The organism is Dyella humicola (assembly GCF_026283945.1).
Lineage (GTDB): Bacteria > Pseudomonadota > Gammaproteobacteria > Xanthomonadales > Rhodanobacteraceae > Dyella > Dyella humicola.
The window spans coordinates 340591-362812 of sequence record NZ_JAPDPC010000002.1; the positions used below are offsets into that span (position 1 = coordinate 340591).

General features: G+C 64.9%; 18 protein-coding genes. 7 read left to right on the top strand and 11 right to left on the bottom strand.

From position 1 onward, the window contains the following. Positions 1-570: 570 nt before the first annotated feature. Positions 571-1953 carry an L-serine ammonia-lyase gene (locus OUZ30_RS16240; RefSeq protein WP_266183473.1) on the bottom strand — a complete coding sequence of 461 codons (1383 nt, stop codon included), beginning with the start codon at positions 1951-1953 and terminating at the stop codon, positions 571-573. 201 nt (positions 1954-2154) lie between these two features. Between OUZ30_RS16240 and OUZ30_RS16245 the strand changes: the two genes are divergently transcribed. Beyond that, the gene (locus OUZ30_RS16245; protein ID WP_266183560.1) at positions 2155-2403 is read left to right on the top strand and encodes a glutaredoxin family protein; all 249 of its coding nucleotides are present in this window, start codon (positions 2155-2157) and stop codon (positions 2401-2403) included. Here the strand turns inward: OUZ30_RS16245 and OUZ30_RS16250 are convergent. From OUZ30_RS16250 to OUZ30_RS16270, 5 genes are all read right to left on the bottom strand, one after another. Further along, positions 2395-3756 (bottom strand): GTP-binding protein, encoded by a 1362-nt coding sequence (locus tag OUZ30_RS16250; RefSeq protein WP_266183474.1) that lies wholly within the window; start codon positions 3754-3756, stop codon positions 2395-2397. The two genes, OUZ30_RS16245 and OUZ30_RS16250, sit on opposite strands and share 9 nt — an antisense overlap. Before the next feature lie 9 nt (positions 3757-3765). After that, positions 3766-4329, bottom strand: coding sequence for a YceI family protein (locus tag OUZ30_RS16255; protein ID WP_266183475.1), 564 nt, complete (start codon positions 4327-4329; stop codon positions 3766-3768). Beyond that, positions 4326-4907, bottom strand: coding sequence for a cytochrome b (locus OUZ30_RS16260; protein WP_266183476.1), 582 nt, complete (start codon positions 4905-4907; stop codon positions 4326-4328). Before OUZ30_RS16260 ends, OUZ30_RS16255 begins: the two co-directional genes overlap by 4 nt. Next, positions 4904-5521: a YceI family protein gene (locus OUZ30_RS16265; protein ID WP_266183477.1), complete on the bottom strand. Its 618-nt coding sequence runs from the start codon at positions 5519-5521 to the stop codon at positions 4904-4906. The genes OUZ30_RS16260 and OUZ30_RS16265 overlap by 4 nt, the downstream gene beginning before the upstream one ends. A gap of 87 nt (positions 5522-5608) precedes the next feature. After that, positions 5609-7090: a GTPase gene (locus tag OUZ30_RS16270; protein ID WP_266183478.1), complete on the bottom strand. Its 1482-nt coding sequence runs from the start codon at positions 7088-7090 to the stop codon at positions 5609-5611. Positions 7091-7255: 165 nt separating this feature from the next. Between OUZ30_RS16270 and OUZ30_RS16275 the strand changes: the two genes are divergently transcribed. Further along, on the top strand, positions 7256-10834 hold the full coding sequence (locus OUZ30_RS16275) for a hybrid sensor histidine kinase/response regulator (protein WP_266183479.1): 3579 nt from the start codon (positions 7256-7258) through the stop codon (positions 10832-10834). Between the two features lie 79 nt (positions 10835-10913). On the opposite strand, the gene OUZ30_RS16280 is transcribed toward OUZ30_RS16275, so the two are convergent. Both OUZ30_RS16280 and OUZ30_RS16285 read right to left on the bottom strand, forming a co-directional pair. Further along, a complete protein-coding gene (locus tag OUZ30_RS16280) occupies positions 10914-11336 on the bottom strand; it encodes a DNA polymerase III subunit chi (protein ID WP_266183480.1) in 423 nt (140 codons plus the stop codon). 70 nt (positions 11337-11406) lie between these two features. Next, a complete protein-coding gene (locus tag OUZ30_RS16285; RefSeq protein ID WP_266183481.1) occupies positions 11407-12894 on the bottom strand; it encodes a leucyl aminopeptidase in 1488 nt (495 codons plus the stop codon). Positions 12895-13111: 217 nt separating this feature from the next. Here OUZ30_RS16285 and lptF point away from each other — a divergent pair, with 217 nt between their 5' ends. Both lptF and lptG read left to right on the top strand, forming a co-directional pair. Then, on the top strand, positions 13112-14209 hold the full coding sequence (lptF, locus tag OUZ30_RS16290; protein WP_266183561.1) for an LPS export ABC transporter permease LptF: 1098 nt from the start codon (positions 13112-13114) through the stop codon (positions 14207-14209). Beyond that, positions 14209-15309, top strand: a complete 1101-nt coding sequence (lptG, locus tag OUZ30_RS16295) for an LPS export ABC transporter permease LptG (RefSeq protein WP_266183562.1) — start codon at positions 14209-14211, stop codon at positions 15307-15309. The genes lptF and lptG overlap by 1 nt, the downstream gene beginning before the upstream one ends. 811 nt (positions 15310-16120) lie before the next feature. Here the strand turns inward: lptG and OUZ30_RS16300 are convergent. Beyond that, positions 16121-16399 carry an HU family DNA-binding protein gene (locus OUZ30_RS16300; protein ID WP_266183482.1) on the bottom strand — a complete coding sequence of 93 codons (279 nt, stop codon included), beginning with the start codon at positions 16397-16399 and terminating at the stop codon, positions 16121-16123. A gap of 138 nt (positions 16400-16537) precedes the next feature. On the opposite strand from OUZ30_RS16300, the gene ltaE reads away from it, so the two are divergent. Continuing rightward, positions 16538-17557: a low-specificity L-threonine aldolase gene (ltaE, locus tag OUZ30_RS16305; protein ID WP_266183483.1), complete on the top strand. Its 1020-nt coding sequence runs from the start codon at positions 16538-16540 to the stop codon at positions 17555-17557. A gap of 38 nt (positions 17558-17595) precedes the next feature. Here the strand turns inward: ltaE and OUZ30_RS16310 are convergent, their stop codons facing one another. Continuing rightward, positions 17596-18849: a polyhydroxyalkanoate depolymerase gene (locus OUZ30_RS16310; protein ID WP_266183484.1), complete on the bottom strand. Its 1254-nt coding sequence runs from the start codon at positions 18847-18849 to the stop codon at positions 17596-17598. A gap of 197 nt (positions 18850-19046) precedes the next feature. Further along, entirely contained in the window at positions 19047-19616 is a 570-nt protein-coding gene (locus OUZ30_RS16315; protein WP_266183485.1) for an RDD family protein, read from the bottom strand. Here OUZ30_RS16315 and xerD point away from each other — a divergent pair. Then, on the top strand, positions 19615-20526 hold the full coding sequence (gene xerD, locus OUZ30_RS16320; protein ID WP_266183486.1) for a site-specific tyrosine recombinase XerD: 912 nt from the start codon (positions 19615-19617) through the stop codon (positions 20524-20526). The genes OUZ30_RS16315 and xerD overlap by 2 nt on opposite strands. A gap of 116 nt (positions 20527-20642) precedes the next feature. Next, the gene (locus tag OUZ30_RS16325) at positions 20643-21401 is read left to right on the top strand and encodes a DsbC family protein (protein WP_266183487.1); all 759 of its coding nucleotides are present in this window, start codon (positions 20643-20645) and stop codon (positions 21399-21401) included. Positions 21402-22222: the final 821 nt, after the last annotated feature.

Below are 22222 nucleotides of genomic sequence, written 5' to 3' on the forward strand. Positions count from 1 at the left end.
GCCTGCCGGCGCTCGAGTCACTTTTCTTTTGCTGGCCCAAAAGAAAAGTAACCCAAAGAAAACGGCCTTAAGAGCTGGTAGCACTCCGTGGGATAGAAGCGTTGGAAGGTTTGCGCGAGCGGGTAGTTGGCTGCCCACGGCGAGACACAGCGGCTACCCCGCAACGCGCCGATGCGATGAGGACTTAAAACAGGTCTGGCCGACGGTCGAAACGGTTGCCGTAACCGTGTGCCTAGCTAGCCACCACACCACCGACGCTTTAAGCCCTCTGCGCTACGGCGCGTTGCGGGGTAGCGGCGGTGTTTAGGCCATGGGCCGCCACTCATTCGGCTGGCCACGCCCGTCAGGCTCGTATCCCGCGCCATGCTATGAGCTCTGGCTCTTTAGGCCATTTTCTTTGGGTTACTTTTATTTTGGGCCAGCAAAAGAAAAGTGACCCGGACCGCGGCAGCGGTTCGGAACGCCCGCTGCGTAAGCGGCACCCTGGCGATATCGCTCGGTCAACGCGTGGCCGCAAGCACCCGCCCCTCACCCCAGCCCTCTGCCCAAAGGGGAGAGGGGGTTAGAAGCTCAGCACTCGATCACATTGACCGCCAGCCCGCCGCGCGAGGTTTCCTTGTACTTGTCCTTCATGTCGCGGCCAGTCTCGCGCATGGTGGCGATCACCTTGTCGAGCGATACGCGGTGCTTGCCGTCGCTCTTGAGCGCCATGCGGCTGGCGTTGATGGCCTTGACCGAACCCATCGCATTGCGTTCGATGCAGGGAATCTGCACCAGGCCGCCGATCGGGTCGCAGGTAAGGCCGAGGTTGTGTTCCATGCCGATCTCGGCGGCATTCTCCACCTGCAGCACGTTACCGCCCAACGCGGCGGTGAGGCCGCCGGCGGCCATCGAGCAGGCCACGCCCACTTCGCCCTGGCAGCCCACTTCGGCGCCGGAGATCGAAGCATTTTCCTTGTAGAGAATGCCGATGGCGCCAGCGGTGAGCATGAAATCGATGATGCCGTTCTCGTCCGACTTCGGGCAGAAGCGGTGGTAGTAGTGCAGCACCGCCGGCACGATGCCGGCTGCGCCGTTGGTCGGCGCGGTCACCACGCGGCCACCGGCCGCGTTCTCTTCGTTCACCGCGAGCGCGTACAGGTTCACCCAGTCGAGAATGGTCAGCGGGTCCTTCAGTGCGGCCTCCGGCTCGTTGCGCAGCTCAGCGGCCATGCCCGGTGCGCGGCGCGTCACCTTGAGGCCGCCGGGCAGCACGCCGGGCGAGCGCAGGCCGCGATTGACACAGTCCTGCATGGCCTTCCAGATGACCAGCAGACCGGCGCGTGTTTCTGCCTCGCTGCGCCAGACCTTTTCGTTTTCCATCATCAACTGGGCGATGGTCATGCCGTGCTTCTCACACAGCGCAAGCATCTGATCGCCGGTGGAGAACGAATACGGCTGCTCGGTGGTATCGGCCACGATGCGGTCTTCGGCGGCTTCGTCGTGATTCACCACGAAGCCACCGCCGACGGAGTAATAGTCACGCGTGGCCAATTCATGGCCTTCAGCGTCGTAGGCCGAGAAGCGCATGCCATTGGTGTGGAACGGCAGCTTCTGGCGCTTGTTGAAGACCAGGTCGCGCTTTTCCTCGAACTCGATCTCGTGCTTGCCGAGTACGCGCAGGCGATGGGTCGAGCGGATGCGTGCCAGCGTCTCGGGAATCCGGTCGGGATCGACCGTGTCCGGATGCGCGCCTTCGAAGCCCAGCAGCACGGCTTTATCGGTGCCATGGCCGCGGCCGGTCATGGCGAGTGAGCCATACAACTCGGCACGCACGCGCGTGACGCGATCAAGTACACCTTTTTCTTCCAGCCAGCGCTCGGCGAAACGCGCCGCCGCACGCATGGGACCGACGGTGTGCGAGGAGGATGGGCCGATGCCGATCTTGAACAGGTCGAATACGCTGACAGCCATGGAATGCGCAATGTGGGCGAGGAGGAGCGCCTATTCTACGCAGGCTGCGCCGCGATGGTTGCCGCGCCGCAGCGGTGCCGTTTCAGTGCGTATGCGTATGGCGAGCGCATGTTCGTTCGGTCGGCGCCCCTCAGCATGGGTTCCAGTCACAACGTACTCGCCGACGATCGCAGCCTGGCGTATCGTCTGCCGTCCATGTCGATGCGATTCGTGCTCTACCAACGCGACTACTGCCATCTTTGCGACCAGGCGCTGGCCGTGATGGCGGAGGCGCGCGCGCCGGATTTCGACAGCGTTTGGGTCGATGACGATGCATCCTTGGAAGAGCGTTACGGCGTTCGCGTGCCGGTGCTGCGGGATGATCACGATGGCCGCGAGCTGGACTGGCCATTTGATGCGGTCACCGTCAAGACGTTTCTGGCCGGGGCTCGTGCTGGCGACTCAGCGTGATTTCAGGCGCCTGAGAATTTCCTCGCGTGCTTCGCGCAGGATCGAATCGCGATCGAGGCTGGCCATGATCTCCGCGACCACGCGCTTGGCGCCCTGGTCGCCCCAAGATTTTCCCGCGACGAGATAGCGCTCCGCGGCGCGCCCGATCAAGACCGTGGCATACCAGCCCAAGGCGCCCTGTGCGGCGGCGGTGACCAGCACGGAAAGCCCAGCACTCACGCCCTTGAGCGTGGACGCCACCAACTGCACGCCCCAGATCGCGCCCATCAGGGCCGCGAGCTGCGCGGAAATGACCGCGACCAGGCGGCCGGATTCAGCGCGGGTCAGCGGCAAACCATAGACGCGTGACAGCTGCACCACCATTGCTGCATCGAGCCCCGCCGCGGCCAACAGATCCGCCACCGGGATCGGATTCAGCGCCACCGCCAGACCCTTGGCGATGCAGTACTGGCGGATCAGGCGGCTCGCCAACTGGCGCCGGCTGGCGGCAATGCGTGCACTCACCTGATCGGTGAGACGCCCGGCATACAGGCCTGCATTGAGTGCGGACAGCGTCTTGCCTTCGCGTTGTGCGATGGCCAGCAGGCGTTCGCGCAGCGCCGCGACATCAGGTAGACGCTGCTGTTCCTGTGCATGTTCGCGGCCACGCGCATCGACGTCCAGCACACGCTCAGGCGAGGGGCGCGCGGCGACGGCGATCACATCCTCCGGCCGTACCAGTCCGGACGTGCGCTCGCGCAATCGATCGAGCAGGGCTTCGCGTTCATCCGCGCGATAACGGTCGGCTTTGTTCAAGGCAAGCAGCACGGGGCGCTGTGTGGCGGCGAGCGTGTGGATGGCGTCCAGCTCATCGCGAGTGAGGTCGCCATCGGCAACGAAGATCACCAGGTCGCTGACCTCGGCCACATCGAACGCCAGGCGCTCGCGAGCCTCGCCATCCAGTTCATTGATGCCCGGTGTATCGATTAGCACCAGGCCGTCCTGGATCGCTTCATCGAGCGTGGCTTGCTGGGCTGCGCTGGTGGTGCCGTGAAGCACCCCCACGGCGAACGCCTCGCGTCCCAGCAAGGCGTTGCCCAGTGCCGACTTGCCGGCGGAGACGCGGCCGAACACCGCCACGTGCAACTCGCCGCGCTCCAGCCGCTCAAGCATCGCTTCGATGCGGCCGAAATCCGCAGCAAGATCGCTGCGGATGGATGGGGATATGGTGGGGTCGTCGAGCAGGCTGCGCAGACTTGCCGTCATGCGCGACTGCGCCGTATCGGTGCTGGCGGTAGCGCCGGGCGCTGCGGCGACGGACGCGTCTGGCTTGAGCCAGCCACGCAAGCGTCGCCACAGCGTATCCACCGCCATGTCAGCGAGTTACTTTGCGGCGAGCACGAGATGTGCGTTGATCTTCACGTCGGCACCGATCACCGAGGTGTCGGCATAGTCGCCGCCGCCCACGCCGAAATCGAGGCGCTTCACCGAGCCGCTCACGTCCAGCGTCGCGCCACTGCCTTGCGGCTTGAACGTGATATTGAGACTCACCGGCTTGGTTACACCTCGCAGCGTGAGGTTGCCATCGGCAATCACTTGCGCGCCGTTCTGACGAAAGCCCGTCGTGACGAAATGCGCCTGCGGAAATTTCGCAGCACTAAAGAAGTCCGGACCGGGCAGGGCGCCGTCGCGGTCGTTGTCGCCCGTCTTGGCGCTGGTCAGATCCACCTGGACGTCGAACTTGGAGGCGGCGAGCTTGGCCGCGTCGAAGCTGATCGCAGCCGTCCACTTGCCGAACGTGCCATCGAATGACTGGCCCTGGAAGCTGCTGGTGAAACCGAGCTTGCTGGCGGCCGGCTGCACGGTGTAGTCAGCGGCGCTGGCCAGGCCGGGCAAGGCCAGGGCGAGCAACAACGGGGCGAGGTGCCTGAGGGCAAGGTGTTTCATCGGGGTTCTCCTTGGGAGGGGGAGCTCTCGCGCAGGCGACGGAAGGGGAGCATGCGCAGCAAGACATTGTCGCGATCGAGCAGGTGATGCTTCAGCGCGCCGGCGATGTGCGGCACCAGCACGGCCACCAGAATCCAGAACAAATATTCGTGCAACTCGTGCGCGGTGTGACGCATGGCAGGATCAGCGGCCGTCAGCGCCGGCAGATTGAACAGCTTGAAGAACTGCAGCGGCTTGCCCACGATCGAGTTGAACCACCATCCGCTGAGCGGCAAGGCGGCGATCAGCAGGTAAAGCGTGCCATGCACGGCATGCGCGACGATCTTCTGCCAGCGCGGTGCGGGTTCCTCCACCGGGCGCTGGTCGCCCCAGCGCCAAAGCAATCGCAACAGCAGCAAGGCCAGCACGGTGAGGCCGATCGATTTGTGCAGGGCCAGCCAATTGATCTTCTGCATCGGCGAACTGGCCAGGTCCATGGCCAGGCCGAAGATGCCGTTGCCGATGATCAACAGCGCGGTCGTCCAATGGAAAAACTTGGCGACCGAGCCCCATTGGCGACGGGTGCTGCGCAGACTCATGGTGATTCCTTGGTGGTTTGAACGTGATCGTCCTGGATCGCTTCCAGTTCCAGCCATACGCTGACGCCATGGCCGATCGAATTCGGGGTGGCGGTGATGCCAAAGTCATCGCGATTGAGCATGGTGTTGGCGGAAAAGCCAGCGGTGGTACGCAGGCCGTAGATGGTGGTGCCGATGCGGTTGACGGTGAAAGCAAGATCGATCGGGCGGGTTACCCCGCGCAGCGTGAGGTTGCCGTGCAGCACGCCGTGCTGATCGTCCTTTCGCTCTACCGAGGTGCTGACAAAATGCGCGTAGCGCGTGCGCTCGGCATCCAGATAGGCGGGCTTGCGCACGGCGGCGTTCCACGCCTCGTCACCCATGTCGATGCTGGTCAGGTCGATGTCCAGCTCGGTCGCCGACTGGCTCCAGTCCGCTGGATCGAAGCGTAGCCAACCCTGGGCGATATGCAATCGCCCGAACGGGCGCGAGAAACCGTTGTGGTCGATGCTGAAAACGATCTGGCTGTGCGTCGTGTCGTAGCGATAAGCGACGGGCGCCGCCTGCGCGCCAGCGCTTAGCAGCAAGCCGGCGAACAGGGATAGGGCCCAGCGTTGGAGGCGCGACCTGGTCATGGGCCGAAGTCTGGACGAACGGCGGCGGCGATGCCAGCAGCCTCGACAGAACATATTGTTTCCCGAATGAAGCTCAGTCAGTCGCGTTCAGCCGGGTGTAGGACCATGACCCTCGTCGCGTTCGCGCAGCGTATCCATGGTAAGCGTGGCCAATTGGCGAAGGCGGGAACCGCCGGTCTCGGTGAGCAAGGTCTTGAGTCGCGCGCTGGCATCGTCCTGGTCCAGCGCCTTGCGCTCGGCCAGCGAGCTGGCCAGGGCGCGCCCCATGCTGTCGAAGATCAGTGCGTAGGCAAACGCATGCAGGACGCCGCCACCGAGGGTGCCCAGGCCGGGAAATGCCTTGAGTGCATTGCCCGCAATCGCGAGCACGATGGAGCTGCCGGTGCGCAGGGTGAGTTTGGCTTGCTGCACGAAGTCCTCGATCTGCACGTCGCTCACGCGGACCTCGTACAGGGCTGCCAGTTCGCGCGTCAGCGCGGCAGCCAGTGCACCCTGGATGATCAGGTCACTGCCGGGCGCCACTGCCGCCATCGCACCCACGATGGCGCGGCGCGCGTACTTGCGAACGACGCGCTCGCTTTCTGCGGCACGCGTCTGCGCTTCCAGGGCCCCGGTGCGTTCGTGCAGGCCGGCCAGTACCGCATGCTCGCGTTGCGGCTCAAGGCTTTCGGTGCCGGCGGCGGTAAGGCGCGACAAGGCGCCGATCAGGCCCTGGATCGCCGGCTTGCGTTGGCGTTCCACCTGTTCCATGCCGCCGTCGGCCAGCTGTCGCCGGAAGTGCTCGGAGCCGCCTGCGCTGACCGTGACCACGCTGCTCGCCATTCCCCTGGTCTGCTCACGCAGCCGCTGGCGCAGTAGATCCAGCTCGTGCGCGCTCCATTGATCGGCCTTGTTGAGCACCAACAGCAGGGGTTTACCGAAGTCGGCGAGCCAACGCACTTCCTCCACCTGCGTGCGGGTGAGATCGCCCGCGCAGAGGTAGATGACGACATGCGCGCGCAACGCCTCGTCGCGGGCCAGGGTTTCGTGGGTCGCGCCATCGGCCTCGCGGCTGCCGGGCACATCGGCGATGACCAGCGTGCGGCCATCGGGGAGAGCGCTGTCGAAGTGCGCCACCTGCCGCGTCGTGCCGCCGCGGACATCGCTGCGCGCAGCGGATGACGGCGACAGCGCGCGGATCAAGGTGGACTTGCCGGTCGAAATTTCGCCGAACAATGCCACGTACACCCGGGCGGTGGCGCGGCGTCGATCCAGTTCGAGCAGCTCGGTGCCGAGCGCATGCGTATCGGCGCCCTGCTCGCGCAGGCGTTCCACGCGGCGTTCCAGCGCGCCGCGATCGGGCGCGGGTACGGCCTTGCGCTTCCGCCGAGGTCTTACCAGCCACCAAAGCACGGCAAGCCCGGCAATGGCGAACACGGCCAGCGTGGCGCCCAAGGTCCATTGCAGCCAGGTTGGCAGGCCAAGAAAGCGCTGCGCCAGGGCGAGTGCCCGTTCGGCAATGGCCAGCAACAGCCATAGCAGGGCGGCGAGGGCGATAGCAGCGAGCAGCCAGCGTAGTCGTCGGGACATCGCTGCATGGTAGAGCCTGGGAGGCATCGGGGCGCGGGTCGAGCGTGGCGCCGCCTTCACCGGGTAGGGATACGCCGATCAACCGCCGCCTCGACGGTCCTCACGGGGCCGCGGCTCGTCCTGACGCGAAGGGTCTGGCATCATCGAACGACTTGGGGGGAGTCCATGCTGCCGTCTTTGCTGCTCAGCGTGTTCCTGTTCGGAACCACACCCACGGCTGCGGTGACCACCACCACAGTTGCGCCTCCGGCTGCCGCTACGTTGCCAACGCCGCAGTTCCGTCGCTACGGCACGGCCGAAGGGCTTCCCAGCAGCAGTGTGTACACCATGGCGCAAGCGCCGGATGGTGCGATGTGGTTTGGCACCAAAAGTGGCATCGCCCGCTACGACGGGGTCCGCTTCAAGGTGTTCCGCCATGTGGCGGACGAGCCGCAATCACTGTTCAACAATGGCATCTCCGCCCTGGTGTTCGACCGGGGTGGGCATCTGTGGGCGGCCGGGCTGGAAGCGGGCCTCAATCGTTATGACGAGCGCTCCGATGCGTTCCAGCATTGGGGACACGAGCCGAAGGATCCGTCGAGCCTGAGCAGCGACAAGGCCTGGTCGATCGCGCAGACCGGCGATGGCACCCTCTGGGTCGGCACGGCTGCGGGTCTTGATCACATGCGTGTCGATGGTCGTGGCTTCGATCACGTGGTGGTGCCGCCGGCGGGCGACCAGCCGGCCGCGCTGGGGACGGTCGGCGCCCTGTTCGTGGACGCGCGCGGGCAGCTGTGGGTCGGCAGTGACAACGGCGTATTTCGTCGCGATGCGGCTGGCGTATTTCATGCGATTACGACGGATCGAGCCGGACAGGCGCTGGACGCCTGGCGCATCGAAGGGGACGGCGACGAGATACGCATCGCTTCGTCGCATGGCCTGTTCGTGGTCGGCCGTCATGACGTCGCTCGACAGGTCGGGCGTGGCGAGCTTCCCGAAACCAATGTGCTGACAAGTGTTCGTGACGGTGCCAAGCGTTTATGGGTGGGCACCCAGCGCGGACTGTTCCTGCAGAACGGCAAGGATGCGCCGTTACAAGGGGTCATCAACCAGCCTGTGCTTTACGGCAACCTGCCAGGCACGTGGGTGTGGCAAATCCATACGGACAACGAAGGCGGCCTGTGGATCGCCCTGTTCGATGGCGGCGTGGCCTATCTGGCTCCCGGTTGGAACAGTGTCAGCCGTTTCACCCATATCCCCGACGATGAGTTAAGCCTGCGCGACTCGGTGGCGCATGCGATTGCCCGAGGCTGGGACAGCTCGATCTGGGTGGGTGAACGCAATGGGCGCGTGGACAAGCTGTGGCCGGCCACCGGCGCGGTCGAGCATGTGCTGTCCGGCTTACGCGGCGATGTGCTGGGGATGACCCAGGACGCGCAGTCGCGTTTGTGGATCACCGTGCAGGGCGCGCTGTTTCGCTACAGCAACGGCAAGCTCGATATGGTGCCTTCAAGCAGCAAGGGTATGCGGCATCCGCTCGAAGTGGAGGTCGGACCTGATGACAAGCTCTATGCACGTACGTTTGGCGAGGGTTTGTTCCGTGTCGATCAGGAGACCATGGAAGTCTCGCCGGTGCCGTTCTTGCCGGCGGACGAAAAGACTCGTTGGGGCAGCCAGATTACGCTCAACCGCGGAACCTTCTGGTACGCCAGCGATGGTGGCATGTTGCGACTGGATCGCACCCGCGATCATTTCGAGCCCGTGCCGGGTGTCAACAACAACCAGGCCGTGGATGCCTTCGACTTTACCGAAGACGGCCTGTGGATGGCGCGACCCGACGGACTCGAACACTATCACTACGAAGGCGATGGCCTGGCGCTGGACCGCAAGGTTGATGGTGCGCGCGGGTGGCCGTCCATCAACGTGGTCGATCTGGCGGTGGACAGGCATCGGCGCGTGTGGATCTTCGGCCGCGATGGCCTCTGGCGTTTCGACCCGGTCAGCGGCCGCTTCCGCCAACTCGGCTTGCAGGATGGCCTGAGCAACGGCGAATTTCTGCGCGGATTCGGACGCTCCGCGGATGGCACCATCTACGCGCCCACCCTTGGCGGCGTGATGGGCTTCAATCCCAATCGCATTGACGAGCACGTCACGCCACCGCAGCTGGGGATCACGCGCGTCAGCGTTCTTCGCGACGGCATCGTGGAGGATATTCCGATCACTTCATCCGGCGAGCTGTTCGTCGGCTGGAAGGATCGTGGCCTCAATGTCGAGTCGCGCGTGTTCTCGTACATCGACCCCGCCGCCAACCGTTACCGTTTTCGCCTGCATGGCGTGGATACCGCATGGGTGGACACCGGCAGCCGTGGCGAACGCGACTTCGCCGGCCTGGGGACGGGCGACTACACCCTGGACGTGATGGCGGCAGGCGCCGATGGCGAATGGGTAAGTCTGTCAGCGCCCCTGCAGATCCACGTGCAGGCGCCGCCGTGGGCGCGCTGGTGGGCGTGGTGCGGCTACGTGCTGCTGGCCGTGCTCGCGATCTGGCTGGCCTTGCAGGCATGGCGCCGTCGACTGGCACATCGCCATCAGATCCAGCTGGCCGAGCAGCGCAGCCGTCTGGCAGAACAGGCGAGTGCGGCAAAAACCCAATTCCTCGCCACGCTCAGTCACGAGATACGCACGCCGATGACCGGTGTCATCGGCATGGCGGAATTGTTGTTGAGCACACCACTTAGCCAGATCCAGCATCATTACGCCGAAGCCATGCAACGCTCGGGCGGTATGCTGCTGAAGTTGCTCAACGACGCCCTCGATCTGGCACGTATCGAGGCGGGCAAGCTGGATCTGGAACTCGCGCCCTTCGATCCGCGTTCGCTGGTCAACGACGTGGCTCATCTCGAACAGAGTCAGGCGCATGCCAAGGGCCTGCGCTTCGATGTGGACATAGCCGACGACCTGCCGCACCGCATGATTGGCGATGCCGTGCGTATCAAGCAGGTGTTGCTCAACATGGCCAATAACGCCATGAAGTTCACCGAGCGCGGCAGTGTTACGCTGCGTGCGCGGCGCACCCAGCACGGCTTGTGCTTCAGCATCATCGACACCGGTCCTGGCATTCCTGAAGCCAGCCGGGCGCGCTTGTTTGAGCGTTTTGAACAGGCGACCGGTCCAAAACGGCGGGCCGGCAGCGGGCTCGGCCTGGCCATTTGCCGCGAACTGGTGGCGATGATGGGCGGCAGCATCGAGCTGGAGTCGAAGGTGGCCTACGGCAGCACGTTCCATGTGCGCTTGCCACTACCGCTCGCACCGGAATGGCATGACGCATCCATGGTGCGCGGCGAACGTGCACCCGCACCCTTGCTCAACGTGCTACTGGTCGAAGACGACGCGATCGTCGCAGCCGTGATCCGTGGCTTGCTGGAGCGAGCGGGCCATGACGTGCGCTATGTGGTGAACGGCCTGGCAGCCCTGGCCGAACTCGCCCAGGCGCCGTGCGATGTGATCCTGCTGGATCTGGACCTGCCGGGTATCGATGGCTTCCAGATCGCGCGACTCATCCGGCAGCGTGAGGAAGCGGGTCATCGCGTGCCCATTGTGGCGATCACTGCTCGCTCGGGTGGTGACGAGGAGGCGCTTGCGCGCGCGGCAGGGATGGACGGGTTCCTGCGCAAACCGCTTACCGGCGAGCAGCTTGTCGACGCCATCATGGAGCATCTGGAGGCGGCGGAAGCGGATGTCCGGGAGGTTGCTGATGCGGGTTGACCAGGCGATCTCTTAGCTCTCCTGAGCGTCGCCGCAACCACGTCACCTCACCTGCATCCAGGCGGGCAAACCACCCCGCCTACATATCGAACTTGTTCACCTCAAAACCGCGCCGCTTGTACTCGCCCCAGCGCGTACGCGAGCCCTCGCGCTCCGCCGGATCGGCGGCCACCACTTCAAGCACGCGATCGTATTGGCCCGCCGGGCAGACCTCGCGCAGATTGATCTGCAAGGGCCGGTCGGCGGTATCGATGCCTGGCGGAACGATCAGCACGGCCGTGTTCGCGTCGTCGTCGTCACCGGCCAGCTGATGCGGGATATAGCCGTCTTCCTCGAACGCCCACAGCATTTCATCGATCGCCTCCGCCTGGGCGAAGTCGCGGGCGAGGATCAGCGTGGGCTGTTGCGATGCATAGGCGCGTTTGGCCAACTCGCACACCAGCAATAGCGGTTGCTCGCGAAAGCGCGGCTTGTCGATCAGATAGAAATCGGCACGGGGCATGGGCTGATAGCCGGGGCGAGTGGACGGGGATCGTCATTCCGGCAGGTGCCGGAATGACGTTGGTTGGAACTCAGACGCTGCGGTCGATCAGCCACTGCACCAGCAGCGACACTGGGCGACCGGTGGCCAGGCCCTTGCGGCCTTCATCCCAGGCGGTACCGGCGATGTCCAGATGCGCCCAGCGCTGACCTTCGGTGAAGCGCGCCAGGAAGCAGCCAGCGGTGATCGCGCCGGCGTTCTTGCCGCCGATATTGGCGACGTCGGCAAAGCCCGATTCGAGCTGCACCTGGTAGTCGTCCCACAGCGGCAGGCGCCAGGCGCGGTCGAGTGCCTTTTCACCGGCGGCGACGAGTTCGGCGGCGAGGTCGTCGTGCTTGCTCATCACGCCGCTGGCATGCTTGCCCAGGGCGATGACGCAGGCGCCGGTAAGCGTGGCGGCATCGATCAGCACCTTCGGCTGGAAGGTTTGCGCGGTGTAGGTGAGCGCGTCGCACAGGATTAGGCGGCCCTCGGCATCGGTGTTGAGCACTTCGATGGTGAGGCCGGAAAGGCTGGTCAGCACGTCGCCGGGACGATAGGCGTCGCCGTCGGGCATGTTTTCCACCGCCGGCACCACGCACACCAGGTTGACCGGCAGGCCCAGCTTCACCGTCGCGACGAAGCTGCCGAGCACGCCGGCGGCGCCGCCCATGTCGAACTTCATCTCTTCCATGCCGGGGCCCGGCTTGAGGCTGATGCCGCCGGTGTCGAAGGTGATGCCCTTGCCCACGAACGCGTAGGGCTTGTCACCGTCGGCGCCGCCCTTGTACTCAAGCACCACCAGCTTGGGCTTGTTGGCCGAGCCGCGACCGACCGCGAGCAGCGAGCCGAAGCCGAGTTCGTCCATGGCTACGTGATCGAGCACCGTGCAGCTGACCTTGTCGTGCTGCTCGGCGAACTGGCTGGCCTGGGTGGCGATGTAAGCCGGATTGCAGATGTTCGGCGGCAGGTTGGCCAGCTCACGCGCAAAGCGCACGCCTTCGGCGATCGCCACAGCCTGGTCGAGGCCGGTTTGCGCCTCGTGGCTGGCGGCCAGGGTGAGGGCGCCCAGCTCCGGCTGCGGGCTCTTGTCGCGCGGCTTGAACGTGGCGGTGTAGCGGTAGGCGGCGTGATCGGCGGCCAGCGCGGCGGTACGCACACGCCAGATCGCATCGTGGCCGGGCACGTCGACTTCACTGAGGTAGGACACGGCGCTGTCGATCGGCAGGCGACCGAGCGCACGGACCGCTTCGCCGTTCACGCGCTGGTAGCGTGCACCATCCAGGGTCTTCTGCGTTCCCAGTCCCACCACCAGCACGCGCTTGGCCGTGACGCCCTCGGGCGCATACAGCAGCGTCGTGGTGCCGGCCTTGCCGTTGATGTCACCGCTCTCGACCTGGCGCTTGATGGCGCCGTGCGCGGCAGTGTCGACGCGGGCAGCGGCACTGGTGAACATCCCGTTCTCATAGACGCCGACCACCACGCAAGCGGTATCGACGGTTTCGGGAGCGGCGGAGCCAAGGCTGAACTGGAGAGTCATGTAATGTCCTGCAGAAAGGTCCGGAAAGGTTCGGACAGGCTAGACTTGGGGTTTGCCGGCCTCGAAAGGCGCGGCGCCAAGCCCTTCATCTTATCGCATGTGGAGAACCTGTCCCCATGACCCGGGCGATAGCACGTACACTTAACGGTTGTTTCCCGTCCTTCAGGCGCGCCCCTCGCGCCGCGGGCTACTTCGTGCGTGAGGACCGTTTCTGAGCATCCTCGATCGATATTTCCTGCGTGAGCTGGCTCAGAACGTAGCCGCGACCGCCATCGTGCTGCTGGCCATCATGTCCGGCACCCAGTTCGCGCACGTGCTGCAGCAGGTGGCCAACGGCAGTTTTCCGGCCAGCGTGATGTTCCAGGTGCTGGGCCTGAACATGCTTACCGGCCTCACCACGCTGTTGCCGCTGTCGGCCTTCCTCGGTGTCCTGCTTGGCCTGGGTCGCATGTACCGTGAGAGCGAAATGCACGTGCTCGCCTCGTCGGGCATGGGTGCCGACGGTCTATTGCGCCCGATGGCGATACTCGCGTTGAGCGTGGCCGTCCTGGTGGGCGCGGTGTCGCTATGGCTGGGGCCCTGGGCCGTGCGCACGTCCGACGCCTTGGTGGCCGCGGCCAACCGCTCGGTGATCGCCGCCGGCCTCGATGCCGGACGCTTCACCGAATTGCCAGGCCGGGGCGGCATCATCTTCGTCGATGAGCTCAGTCGCGATGGCAGCCAGCTTGGCAATACATTCATTGCGACCGAGCGCGTCGGCGCTGACAAAGTGACGCATGTGAAGGTGGTTACCGGCAAGCGTGGCCAGCTGTATCAGGAAAGCGACGGCAACGACCGCTTCCTGGCGTTGAAGGACGGCTGGCAGTACGACCTCCCGCTGGGCGCGGATAACTGGCGCAAGATGAAGTACGAGCGCAACGACGCGTCGCTGTCCAGCGTCCAGGCGGACAACAGCGAGGAAGATCCCGCCGCATCGTTGACCACGATGGCGTTGCTGAACATGGAGACGCCCGATACCCGCGCCGAGTTCGCCTGGCGCACCATTGCGCCAGCGATGACCCTGGTGCTGCTGATGTTGGCGATGCCGCTTTCGCGTCAGACGCCGCGCGAGCCGCGCTTTGGCCGCCTGCTGCTGGCCGTGCTCAGCTTCTACTTCTATTACCTGCTGCTGGCGCTGTGTCGTGGCCAGATCATCAAGGGCCACTGGCATCACGCGGGACCGATGTGGATGGTGAGTTTGATCGTGTTTGGCATTGCCGCGTGGATGTTCCGTAGCCAATACGTCGAGCGCAAGCCGCGCAAGGTGGCCGCGTGATCGCTGCGTTGCGCATCAAGCGGGTCGACTGGCTGGTCGGCATCACCGTGCTCAGCGCCATGTTGATGGTGTGGCTGGTAATCACCGGCCTCGACGCCGTGTTTCAGTTCCTGCGCCAGCTCGGCAACGTAGGCAAGAACGGCTTCACCTTGACCAATGCCGTCGTCTACGTGCTGGTCACTTTTCCACGTCGCCTGTACGAGATGTTCGGCAATGCCGCGCTGATCGGTGGCCTGCTTGGCCTGGGCGGCCTGGCCAGCAGCAACGAACTCACCGCGCTGCGCGCGTGTGGCCTGTCGAAGTTGCGCATCGCCGTGGCGGCCGTGGGCGTGGTGGCCATCCTGATCGTGGGCGTGGTCATCCTGGGCGAGACCGCGGCACCCTGGGGCGACCAGCAGGCCCAGGCAATGCAGTTGCGCCTGAAGACCAACAACGTGGGCCTGGGTGGCGCTTCCGGCCTGTGGGCGCGCGACGGCGATCGCATCATCAATGCCAAGGGTTGGACGGCCAAACGCCATGGCACGCATGCCACGGTGCAGCTGCACGACGTGCGCGTGTTCACGCTCACGCCCGACGGGCAGGTGACCCACTTCGACTGGGCGCAGACGGCCGAGCACGACGGGCGGCAGTGGGTGATGAGCCAGGTACGCAGCTCCACCCTCGATGAGCAGGGCGTGCATAGCACCACGATCCCCAGCCAGCGCTGGGACTCGCACCTGAATCCGCAGGTGCTCGAGCAATCGGTGATCCAGCCGCAATACCTGCCGATGCGCGATCTGCGGCGCAATATCTCCTATCTGGAAGCGAACAATCAGAATCCCGGCGTGTATGCCTCGGCGTTCTGGACGCGAGCGCTCTATCCGCTGAACGTGCTGGTGCTGGTGTTGTGCGCCATGCCGTTCGCGTTCGGCACGCTGCGTTCGGGCGGCCTGGGCAAGCGCATGTTCATCGGCATGCTGCTCGCCATCGGCTGGTACTTCCTGCAGAAGGCGATGGTGAACTTCGGCACCGTCTATGGCGTACCGCCGTTCCTCGCCAACTTGCTGCCCGCCGTCGTGCTGGCACTGGTGGCCTGGCTGTACTTCCGCAAGCACGGCTAAGCCCGCCTTTGCCCTCTCCCCTTTGGGGAGAAGGTGGGATGAGGGGCGGGTGCTTGCGGTCACGCGTTGACCGAGCGATATCGCCAGCTTGCCGCTTACGCAGCGGGCGTTCCGAACCGCTGCCGCGGTCCGGGTCACTTTTCTTTTGCTGGCCCAAAATAAAAGTAACCCAAAGAAAATGGCCTAAAGAGCCAGAGCTCATAGCATGGCGCGGAATACGAGCCTGACGGGCGTGGCCAGCTGAATTAGTGGCGGCCCAAGGCGAGACACAGCGGCTACCCCGCAACGCGCCATAGCGCAGAGGGCTTAAGGCGTGGACGTTGGGGTGGCCATCTGCACCTCCGGATACCGCAAGCGTTTCCACCCTCGGCCGGACCTGCTTTAGGTCCTCACCGCGTTGGCGCGTTGCGGGGTAGCCGCTGTGTCTCGCCGTGGGCAACCAACTCCCCGATCGCGCAAACCTTCCAACGCTTCTATCCCACGGAGTGCTACCAGCTCTTGAGGCCGTTTTCTTTGGGTTACTTTTCTTTTGGGCCAGCAAAAGAAAAGTGACTCGAGCGCCGGCAGGCGATCGAAACGCCCGCTGCGTAAGCGGCAACCTGGCGATATCGCTCGGTCAACGCGTGATCGCAAGCCCCGCCCCTCATCCCCGCCTTCTCCCCGAAGGGAGAGGGCTGGGATGAGGGGCCAATCTAGCGATCACGCCTCTTCCTGGCGAGCTTCGCCATCCAGGCTGTTGAGGCCGCTGGGACGACGAGTAGGGCGGGCGTATATTCCGATGCCTACCCCTCGCAGGAATACTGAAGAGCTCTTACGAGGCGCTCTTGCGGAGGAAGCCAAGCTTGGCGCTCAAGGCTTCGTCGAACACCTCCTCGAACGCCTTCATCATGAGCTGGCATGCTGGCTCGTTCTCGCCGGTCTTACGGGCCATCTCGCTGATGACGTGACCGTGATCGTGCTTGATGCCCTTGAACTTGTGGGTCAAGGCGTCGCCGCAAATAGCTTCGAAAGCCTTAAGTGCCGCCTCGCATTGCTCCGGCGATTGTCCTGTCTTGGCGGCTACTTCCCTGATCACGTCGCTCTTGTTCATGGCGGTGGCTCCTTCCAGCCTCGGTGTGGGGTGTCCAAGCGTAGATCCAGGCGATCATTCGCTCCCTGATCTGGAAGCGCTTGCCTGGCAGCCGGCAAGTGCGCAAGCTGTTCGCCTGTCCCTGAAAGAGCAGCCACCGTGGAACCGATCGACCTGCGTAGCGATACCGTGACCCGTCCCACCCAAGCCATGCGCGCGGCCATGCTGGATGCCGCCGTGGGCGACGATGTGTATGGCGAAGATCCGACCGTCAATGCATTGCAACGCCGTGTCGCGGATGAGCTCGGCTTCGAGGCGGCGTTGTTCGTGCCCACCGGCACGCAGTCGAACCTGTTGGCGCTGATGGCGCACTGCGAGCGCGGTGACGAGTATCTGGTCGGCGCGGACGCGCATACCTACAAGTTCGAGGGCGGTGGCGCGGCGGTGCTGGGCTCGATCCAGCCGCAACCGATTCCTCACGACGTGGATGGATCGCTGCCGCTGGACAAGGTCGCGGCGGCGATCAAGCCGATCGACCCCCATTTTGCCCGTACGCGTGTGCTTGCGCTGGAAAACACCTGGCATGGCCGGGTGATGTCGCTGGACTATATTCGGGCGGCGCGTGAGTTCACCCGCGAGCGCGGGCTGGGCCTGCACCTGGACGGCGCACGCCTTTACAACGCCGCCGTCGCCAGCGGTGTGGCCGCACGCGAGATTGCCAAACACTTCGATAGCGTGTCGGTGTGCCTGTCCAAGGGACTGGGCGCACCGGTGGGTTCGGTGCTGGTGGGCAATGCGGCGTTGATCGAGAAAGCGCGCCGCTGGCGCAAGGTCACCGGCGGCGGCTGGCGCCAGGCGGGCCTGCTCGCGGCGGCAGCCAGTTATGCGCTGGACCATCATGTGGCGCGCCTGGCCGACGATCATGCGCGTGCGGCAACCTTGGCGGCGGGGCTAGGAGATGTTCCGGGCGTCAAGCTGCTGGGTCACTTCACCAACATGGTCTTTGTCGACGTGCCGGCTGATCGCCTGCGCGAACTGGACGTCCATTTGCGCGAGGCTGGCGTGCGCATCAGCATCGGTTATCTGCCGACGTTGCGACTGGTGACGCATCTGGACATTGATGACGAAGGCATCGCGCGAACGGTCGATGCTTTCCAGCGCTTCTTCGTCCGTAGCTAAGCGTTCGCGCCCGGCTCGCTACGGCGGCGCAAGTTCGATCAGCCCTGCGGGCGATCGAACTTGCGGATGAAATCCTTCACCTGCGGATAGACCACTTCGCGCCAGCGCCTGCCGCTGAAGATGCCGTAGTGGCCGGCGCTCTCGATCACCCGGTGCAGGCGGCGGTCAACCGGAATGCCGGTGCACAGATCGTGGGCGGCCTCGGTCTGGCCGATACCGGCGATGTCGTCCAACTCGCCTTCGATGGTGAGTAGCGAGGTGGTGGTGATGGCGCTGGGCTTCACGCGTTCGCCGGCCACATCCCACAGGCCGCGCGGCAGCAGGAATTGCTGGAACACAGTGGAGATGGTGTCGAGGTAGTACTCGGCCGGCATGTCGAGCACGGCGTTGTATTCGTCGTAGAACTTGCGGTGCGACTCGGCATCGTCCTCGTCGCCACGCAGCAGGTTTTCGTAGAAATCCCAGTGCGAGTTGACGTGGCGGCCCGGGTTCATGGCGATGAAGCCTGCATGCTGCAGGAAGCCCGGGTAGACCTCGCGACCGCGCCCCGGATAGTTCGCCGGCACGGTGTGGATGACGTTGCCCTTGAACCAGCTCAGCGGCCGCGTGGTGGCAAGGTTGTTCACCCCGGTCGGATTGCTGCGCGGCTCGATCGGACCACCCATCATGGTCATGCTGAGCGGCGTCTGTTCGCCGCGTGCAGCCATCAGCGACACGGCAGCGAGCACCGGCACGGTCGGCTGGCATACCGAGATCACATGCAGGCGATGCGCGCCGATGTGGCGGATGAATTCCTGAATATAAGCCACGTAGTCGTCGAGATGGAACGCGCCTTCGCTGGTCGGCACCATGCGCGCATCGACCCAGTCGGTGATGAACACCTTGTGGTCGTGCAACAGGGTACGCACGGTGTCGCGCAACAAGGTGGCGTGATGTCCTGACAGCGGCGCCACCACCAGCACGACGGGATCATTCTTCATCTTCTCGATGGTGTCCGGATCGTCGCTGAAGCGCTTGAAGCGCTTCAGCTGGCAGAACGGCTTGTCCAGCACCACGCGCTCGATAACAGCGATTTCCTCACCATGCGCATTGACCTGCGGCAGGTTGAAGGACGGCTTCTCGTATTCCTTGCCCAGTCGGTGCAGCAGCTCATAGCCAGCGGCGAGGCGCTGGGCCCCCGGAACATGCGACAGCGGACTGGTGAGCTCGCTGAACATCTTCGCGCTGGCATCGGCGTAGTGGCTAAGCGGGCCGAGGATGGCGCGCTGCCACTCGTGGATCTGATAAAGCATGCGGCTGAACCGGAAGCATCGGAGAGGCCACATGGTACCCGGTTTGGGCGTCCTGTGCTGCGCCGCCGCATCGTCTCACGCCTGTTGAATCAGTTGCTTACGAGCGCTCGCAGAGCAGCAGGATCTCGGCTACTGGGGCTGTGCTGCCGAGTCCAGCCTGCCGTGTTGCCAGCTGGTGCCTGATGCGGACGTATAGCTCAGCTGATGCGGCGCAACTCGGTGCGGGCCGCAAGATCGTGCAGGGCGCGTCGTCGAGGATCAATAGCGGCCACGCCAAACCATGTCACCCAACCGAGGACGACGGCCCATAGGGCACCCCGCGTGCCGATCCAGGGTGCCAGCCCCAGCAGCAGCATCGGTAGCGCCGCCGCCAGCAGTCGTATCAGGGCTTGGGCCCGCGTCGGGCGACCGCCGTCGCTGGCGGTGACGCGAATGCGCCACGCGCGCATGCCCAGGGTCTGGCCACCGCGCAGCCAGGACACGACGAAGTAAGCCGACACCACCAGCGCCTGCAGCGGCTGATACCACCAGGCGATCTGGGTATGGCCATCCGTGCGGATCAGGGTGCCGCCGGTGACGCGCTGGCAGACGTAGCCCACCACCATGACCATCGCGACCACGGCCAGCAAGTCGTAGATCAGCGCGGCCAGGCGGCGCCACAGCGGGCAGGTCACATCGGCGGAAAGCGTGCTGGAGGTCATCGGGGTGCGGCCACTGATTAATGAGCGCTTGCACGCGACGTGGCCGGCGGCGAGCATCGCGTCCATGCAGGAAGAAAAACCAAGTATTACCGATGCGGACCGCCGCAGCATCGACGCCTTCATCGAACGCGTCTGGTCCGAGGATGGCCTGGCCGACCGCACGCTGGACGCCTATCGCCAGGACCTCGAGGCGCTCGCGCGGTGGCTGGCCATGCAGGGACTCGACCTGCGCCGCGCGCAGCGCCACCACTTGTCCGCCTATCACGGCCGCCAGGCGGTCGCCGTGCGTTCACTGGCGCGGCGGCAATCGGCGTTCCGCCGCTACTACGCCTTTCTGGCGCGTACCGAGCCGGGCTTCGACGATCCGACCCTGCTGATCGAGCGTCCCAAGACGCCGCGCAGCCTGCCCAAGGCGCTGGCCGAGCGCGAGATCGAAGGCCTGCTCGATGCGCCGGACCTCGGCAGCACGCTGGGACTGCGCGACCGCGCCATGCTCGAGCTGATGTACGCCTCGGGGCTGCGCGTGTCCGAACTGGTCGAGCTGCCGCTCGCATCGCTCAACCTGCGCCAGGGCGTGGTGCGGGTGACCGGCAAGGGTGGCAAGGATCGTCTGGTGCCGATCGGCGAGGTGGCGGCGGAACATATCGAGGCCTATCTCCATGGCGCGCGGCCCGCGCTGGCACGAGGACGTCAGCCCGTCGCGCTGTTTCTCAGCAATCGCGGCGCAGGCATGACGCGCCAGATGTTCTGGACCCTGGTGAAACGCTATGCCCTGGTGGCCGGCATCACGCCCAAGCGCATTTCGCCGCACGTGCTGCGTCATTCCTTCGCCACGCACCTGTTGAATCACGGCGCGGACCTGCGCGCCTTGCAGATGCTGTTGGGCCATAGCGCACTAAGCACCACGCAGATCTACACCCTGGTGGCGAAGGAAGGCCTGAAGCGCCTGCACGCCCAGCACCATCCGCGAGGCTGAGCTCAGCGGAGGCATGGAGGCTGCCAACCGCCTGACGGAACCATTCGGTCGCCTGTGCCAGAATGGCTCCTTCCCCGCGTTTCCGTCTGCGGAAACGAATGCTCGTGAGGTTCGAGATGTTCAAGAAATGGTTGCTGGCCCTGTGCGTCAGCGGGTTCGCGCTCAACGCCTGTGCTGCCAGCGAAGGTGCGCCGTCGGGCTCGGAGGACGTTGTGCGCAAGGCTGTGCTGTCGGTGGTGCCGACGGCGAAGATCGATTCGATCAAGCCGGCGCCGGTGCCGGGGTTCTATCAGGTGATTACCGGCGGGCTGCTGGTTTACGTCAGCGCCGACGGCAAATACATGATGAACGGCGATCTCCTCGACTTGACTGCCCAGAAGAATTTGAACGAAGCCGGTTGGGCGGCGTTTCGCAAGGCCGAGTTGGCCAAGGTGCCCGAATCCGCGCGCATTGTGTTTGGTCCGGCCAATCCACGCTACCGGGTCACGGTGTTCACTGATGTGAATTGCGGTTACTGCCGTGCACTGCACGAACACGTGGCAGCGTTCACCAAGGCCGGCATTGCACTGGAGTACGTGGCGTGGCCACGCGATGGCGTGACCGATCCGGCCGGCCGCAACACCAAGATCTACAACGAAATGGTCTCGGTCTGGTGCGCCGCCGACCGCAAGCTGGCCTTTACCGCGGCGAAGGAAGGCAAGACGCCTAAGTCGGCCACCTGCGCTAACCCAGTCAAGGATCAGTTTGAGCTGGGCGTGAAGTTGGGCGTCACCGGTACGCCGACCATCTTCGCGGAAGACGGCACCATGCTTGGCGGCTATGTGACGCCGGAGCAGATGTTGGAGTTGTTGAACAAGGGTAAGGCGGGCGGCTGAGAGGGTCGCCTGGCGTCTGTCGGGGGCGTTGCTCAGGCCCGCACCCGCATCCCCGCGAACCCCCGCAACGTCCCTCACCGTCATCCCCGAGAAGGCGGGACAAGCGCGAAGCGCGCAGAACGCCCGTAGGGCGGCCCCGAAGGGGCGAGCGCAGCGAGTCATCCAGTGACTTTCGCTCTTGGTGTTGGGCTCCCGCAACCGGGCTCGCCTGCGGCGGGCTTCAGAGCCGCTGCCGCGGCCCGGGTCACTTTTCTCTGCGTGGCCAGAGAAAAGCAACCAAAAGAGAGGCCACCCCGATAGCGCGCCTTCCAGGCTACGCCCTCCAGGTGCGCGGGTAGGTTACGGAGGTTTGTCGACAGGGCCTCCTGCCCTGACGACAAACTGGCCGGCATCCGTGCCGGCCACCCTACGGGCTTTTCCTCGACCCACCCGCCGCGCCATAGGGGACCCGGAGAGCGGCAGAGCAACCCCCAAGGCCAAAACCAAAGCCGAGAGCAACTTGCCAAGTGCAACCGGCCAAGTGCGATGAGCAGCGCCACGCGCTGCTCGAGCCTTCGGCTCTGCTTTTGACTTTTGGGGCCCCTGTGCGGCGGTGAGGGGCGGACGATCAGGCCCCGCAGGGGGCATCGGCAGGGAAGCCGATGCCTTTTCGTCAGGGCAGGAGCCCTGTCGAAAAGCCCGGCCGACCCTCACGGACTTGCCGAGCGTGAGCTCGGCAAGCGCCAAGCGGGGTGCCCTTCTCTTTGGTTACTTTCTCTTGGGCACGCAAGAGAAAGTGACCCGGCCTCCGGTAGGAGGCCGGAAGCCCGCGGCAGGCGAGC

Coding starts and splice junctions, on each gene's coding strand:
- OUZ30_RS16240 (WP_266183473.1), bottom strand. CDS start 1,953: ATGGCTGTCAGCGTATTCGACCTGTTCAAGATCGGCATCGGCCCATCC.
- OUZ30_RS16245 (WP_266183560.1), top strand. CDS start 2,155: ATGCGATTCGTGCTCTACCAACGCGACTACTGCCATCTTTGCGACCAG.
- OUZ30_RS16250 (WP_266183474.1), bottom strand. CDS start 3,756: ATGGCGGTGGATACGCTGTGGCGACGCTTGCGTGGCTGGCTCAAGCCA.
- OUZ30_RS16255 (WP_266183475.1), bottom strand. CDS start 4,329: ATGAAACACCTTGCCCTCAGGCACCTCGCCCCGTTGTTGCTCGCCCTG.
- OUZ30_RS16260 (WP_266183476.1), bottom strand. CDS start 4,907: ATGAGTCTGCGCAGCACCCGTCGCCAATGGGGCTCGGTCGCCAAGTTT.
- OUZ30_RS16265 (WP_266183477.1), bottom strand. CDS start 5,521: ATGACCAGGTCGCGCCTCCAACGCTGGGCCCTATCCCTGTTCGCCGGC.
- OUZ30_RS16270 (WP_266183478.1), bottom strand. CDS start 7,090: ATGTCCCGACGACTACGCTGGCTGCTCGCTGCTATCGCCCTCGCCGCC.
- OUZ30_RS16275 (WP_266183479.1), top strand. CDS start 7,256: ATGCTGCCGTCTTTGCTGCTCAGCGTGTTCCTGTTCGGAACCACACCC.
- OUZ30_RS16280 (WP_266183480.1), bottom strand. CDS start 11,336: ATGCCCCGTGCCGATTTCTATCTGATCGACAAGCCGCGCTTTCGCGAG.
- OUZ30_RS16285 (WP_266183481.1), bottom strand. CDS start 12,894: ATGACTCTCCAGTTCAGCCTTGGCTCCGCCGCTCCCGAAACCGTCGAT.
- OUZ30_RS16300 (WP_266183482.1), bottom strand. CDS start 16,399: ATGAACAAGAGCGACGTGATCAGGGAAGTAGCCGCCAAGACAGGACAA.
- OUZ30_RS16310 (WP_266183484.1), bottom strand. CDS start 18,849: ATGCTTTATCAGATCCACGAGTGGCAGCGCGCCATCCTCGGCCCGCTT.
- xerD (WP_266183486.1), top strand. CDS start 19,615: ATGCAGGAAGAAAAACCAAGTATTACCGATGCGGACCGCCGCAGCATC.
- OUZ30_RS16315 (WP_266183485.1), bottom strand. CDS start 19,616: ATGGACGCGATGCTCGCCGCCGGCCACGTCGCGTGCAAGCGCTCATTA.
- OUZ30_RS16325 (WP_266183487.1), top strand. CDS start 20,643: ATGTTCAAGAAATGGTTGCTGGCCCTGTGCGTCAGCGGGTTCGCGCTC.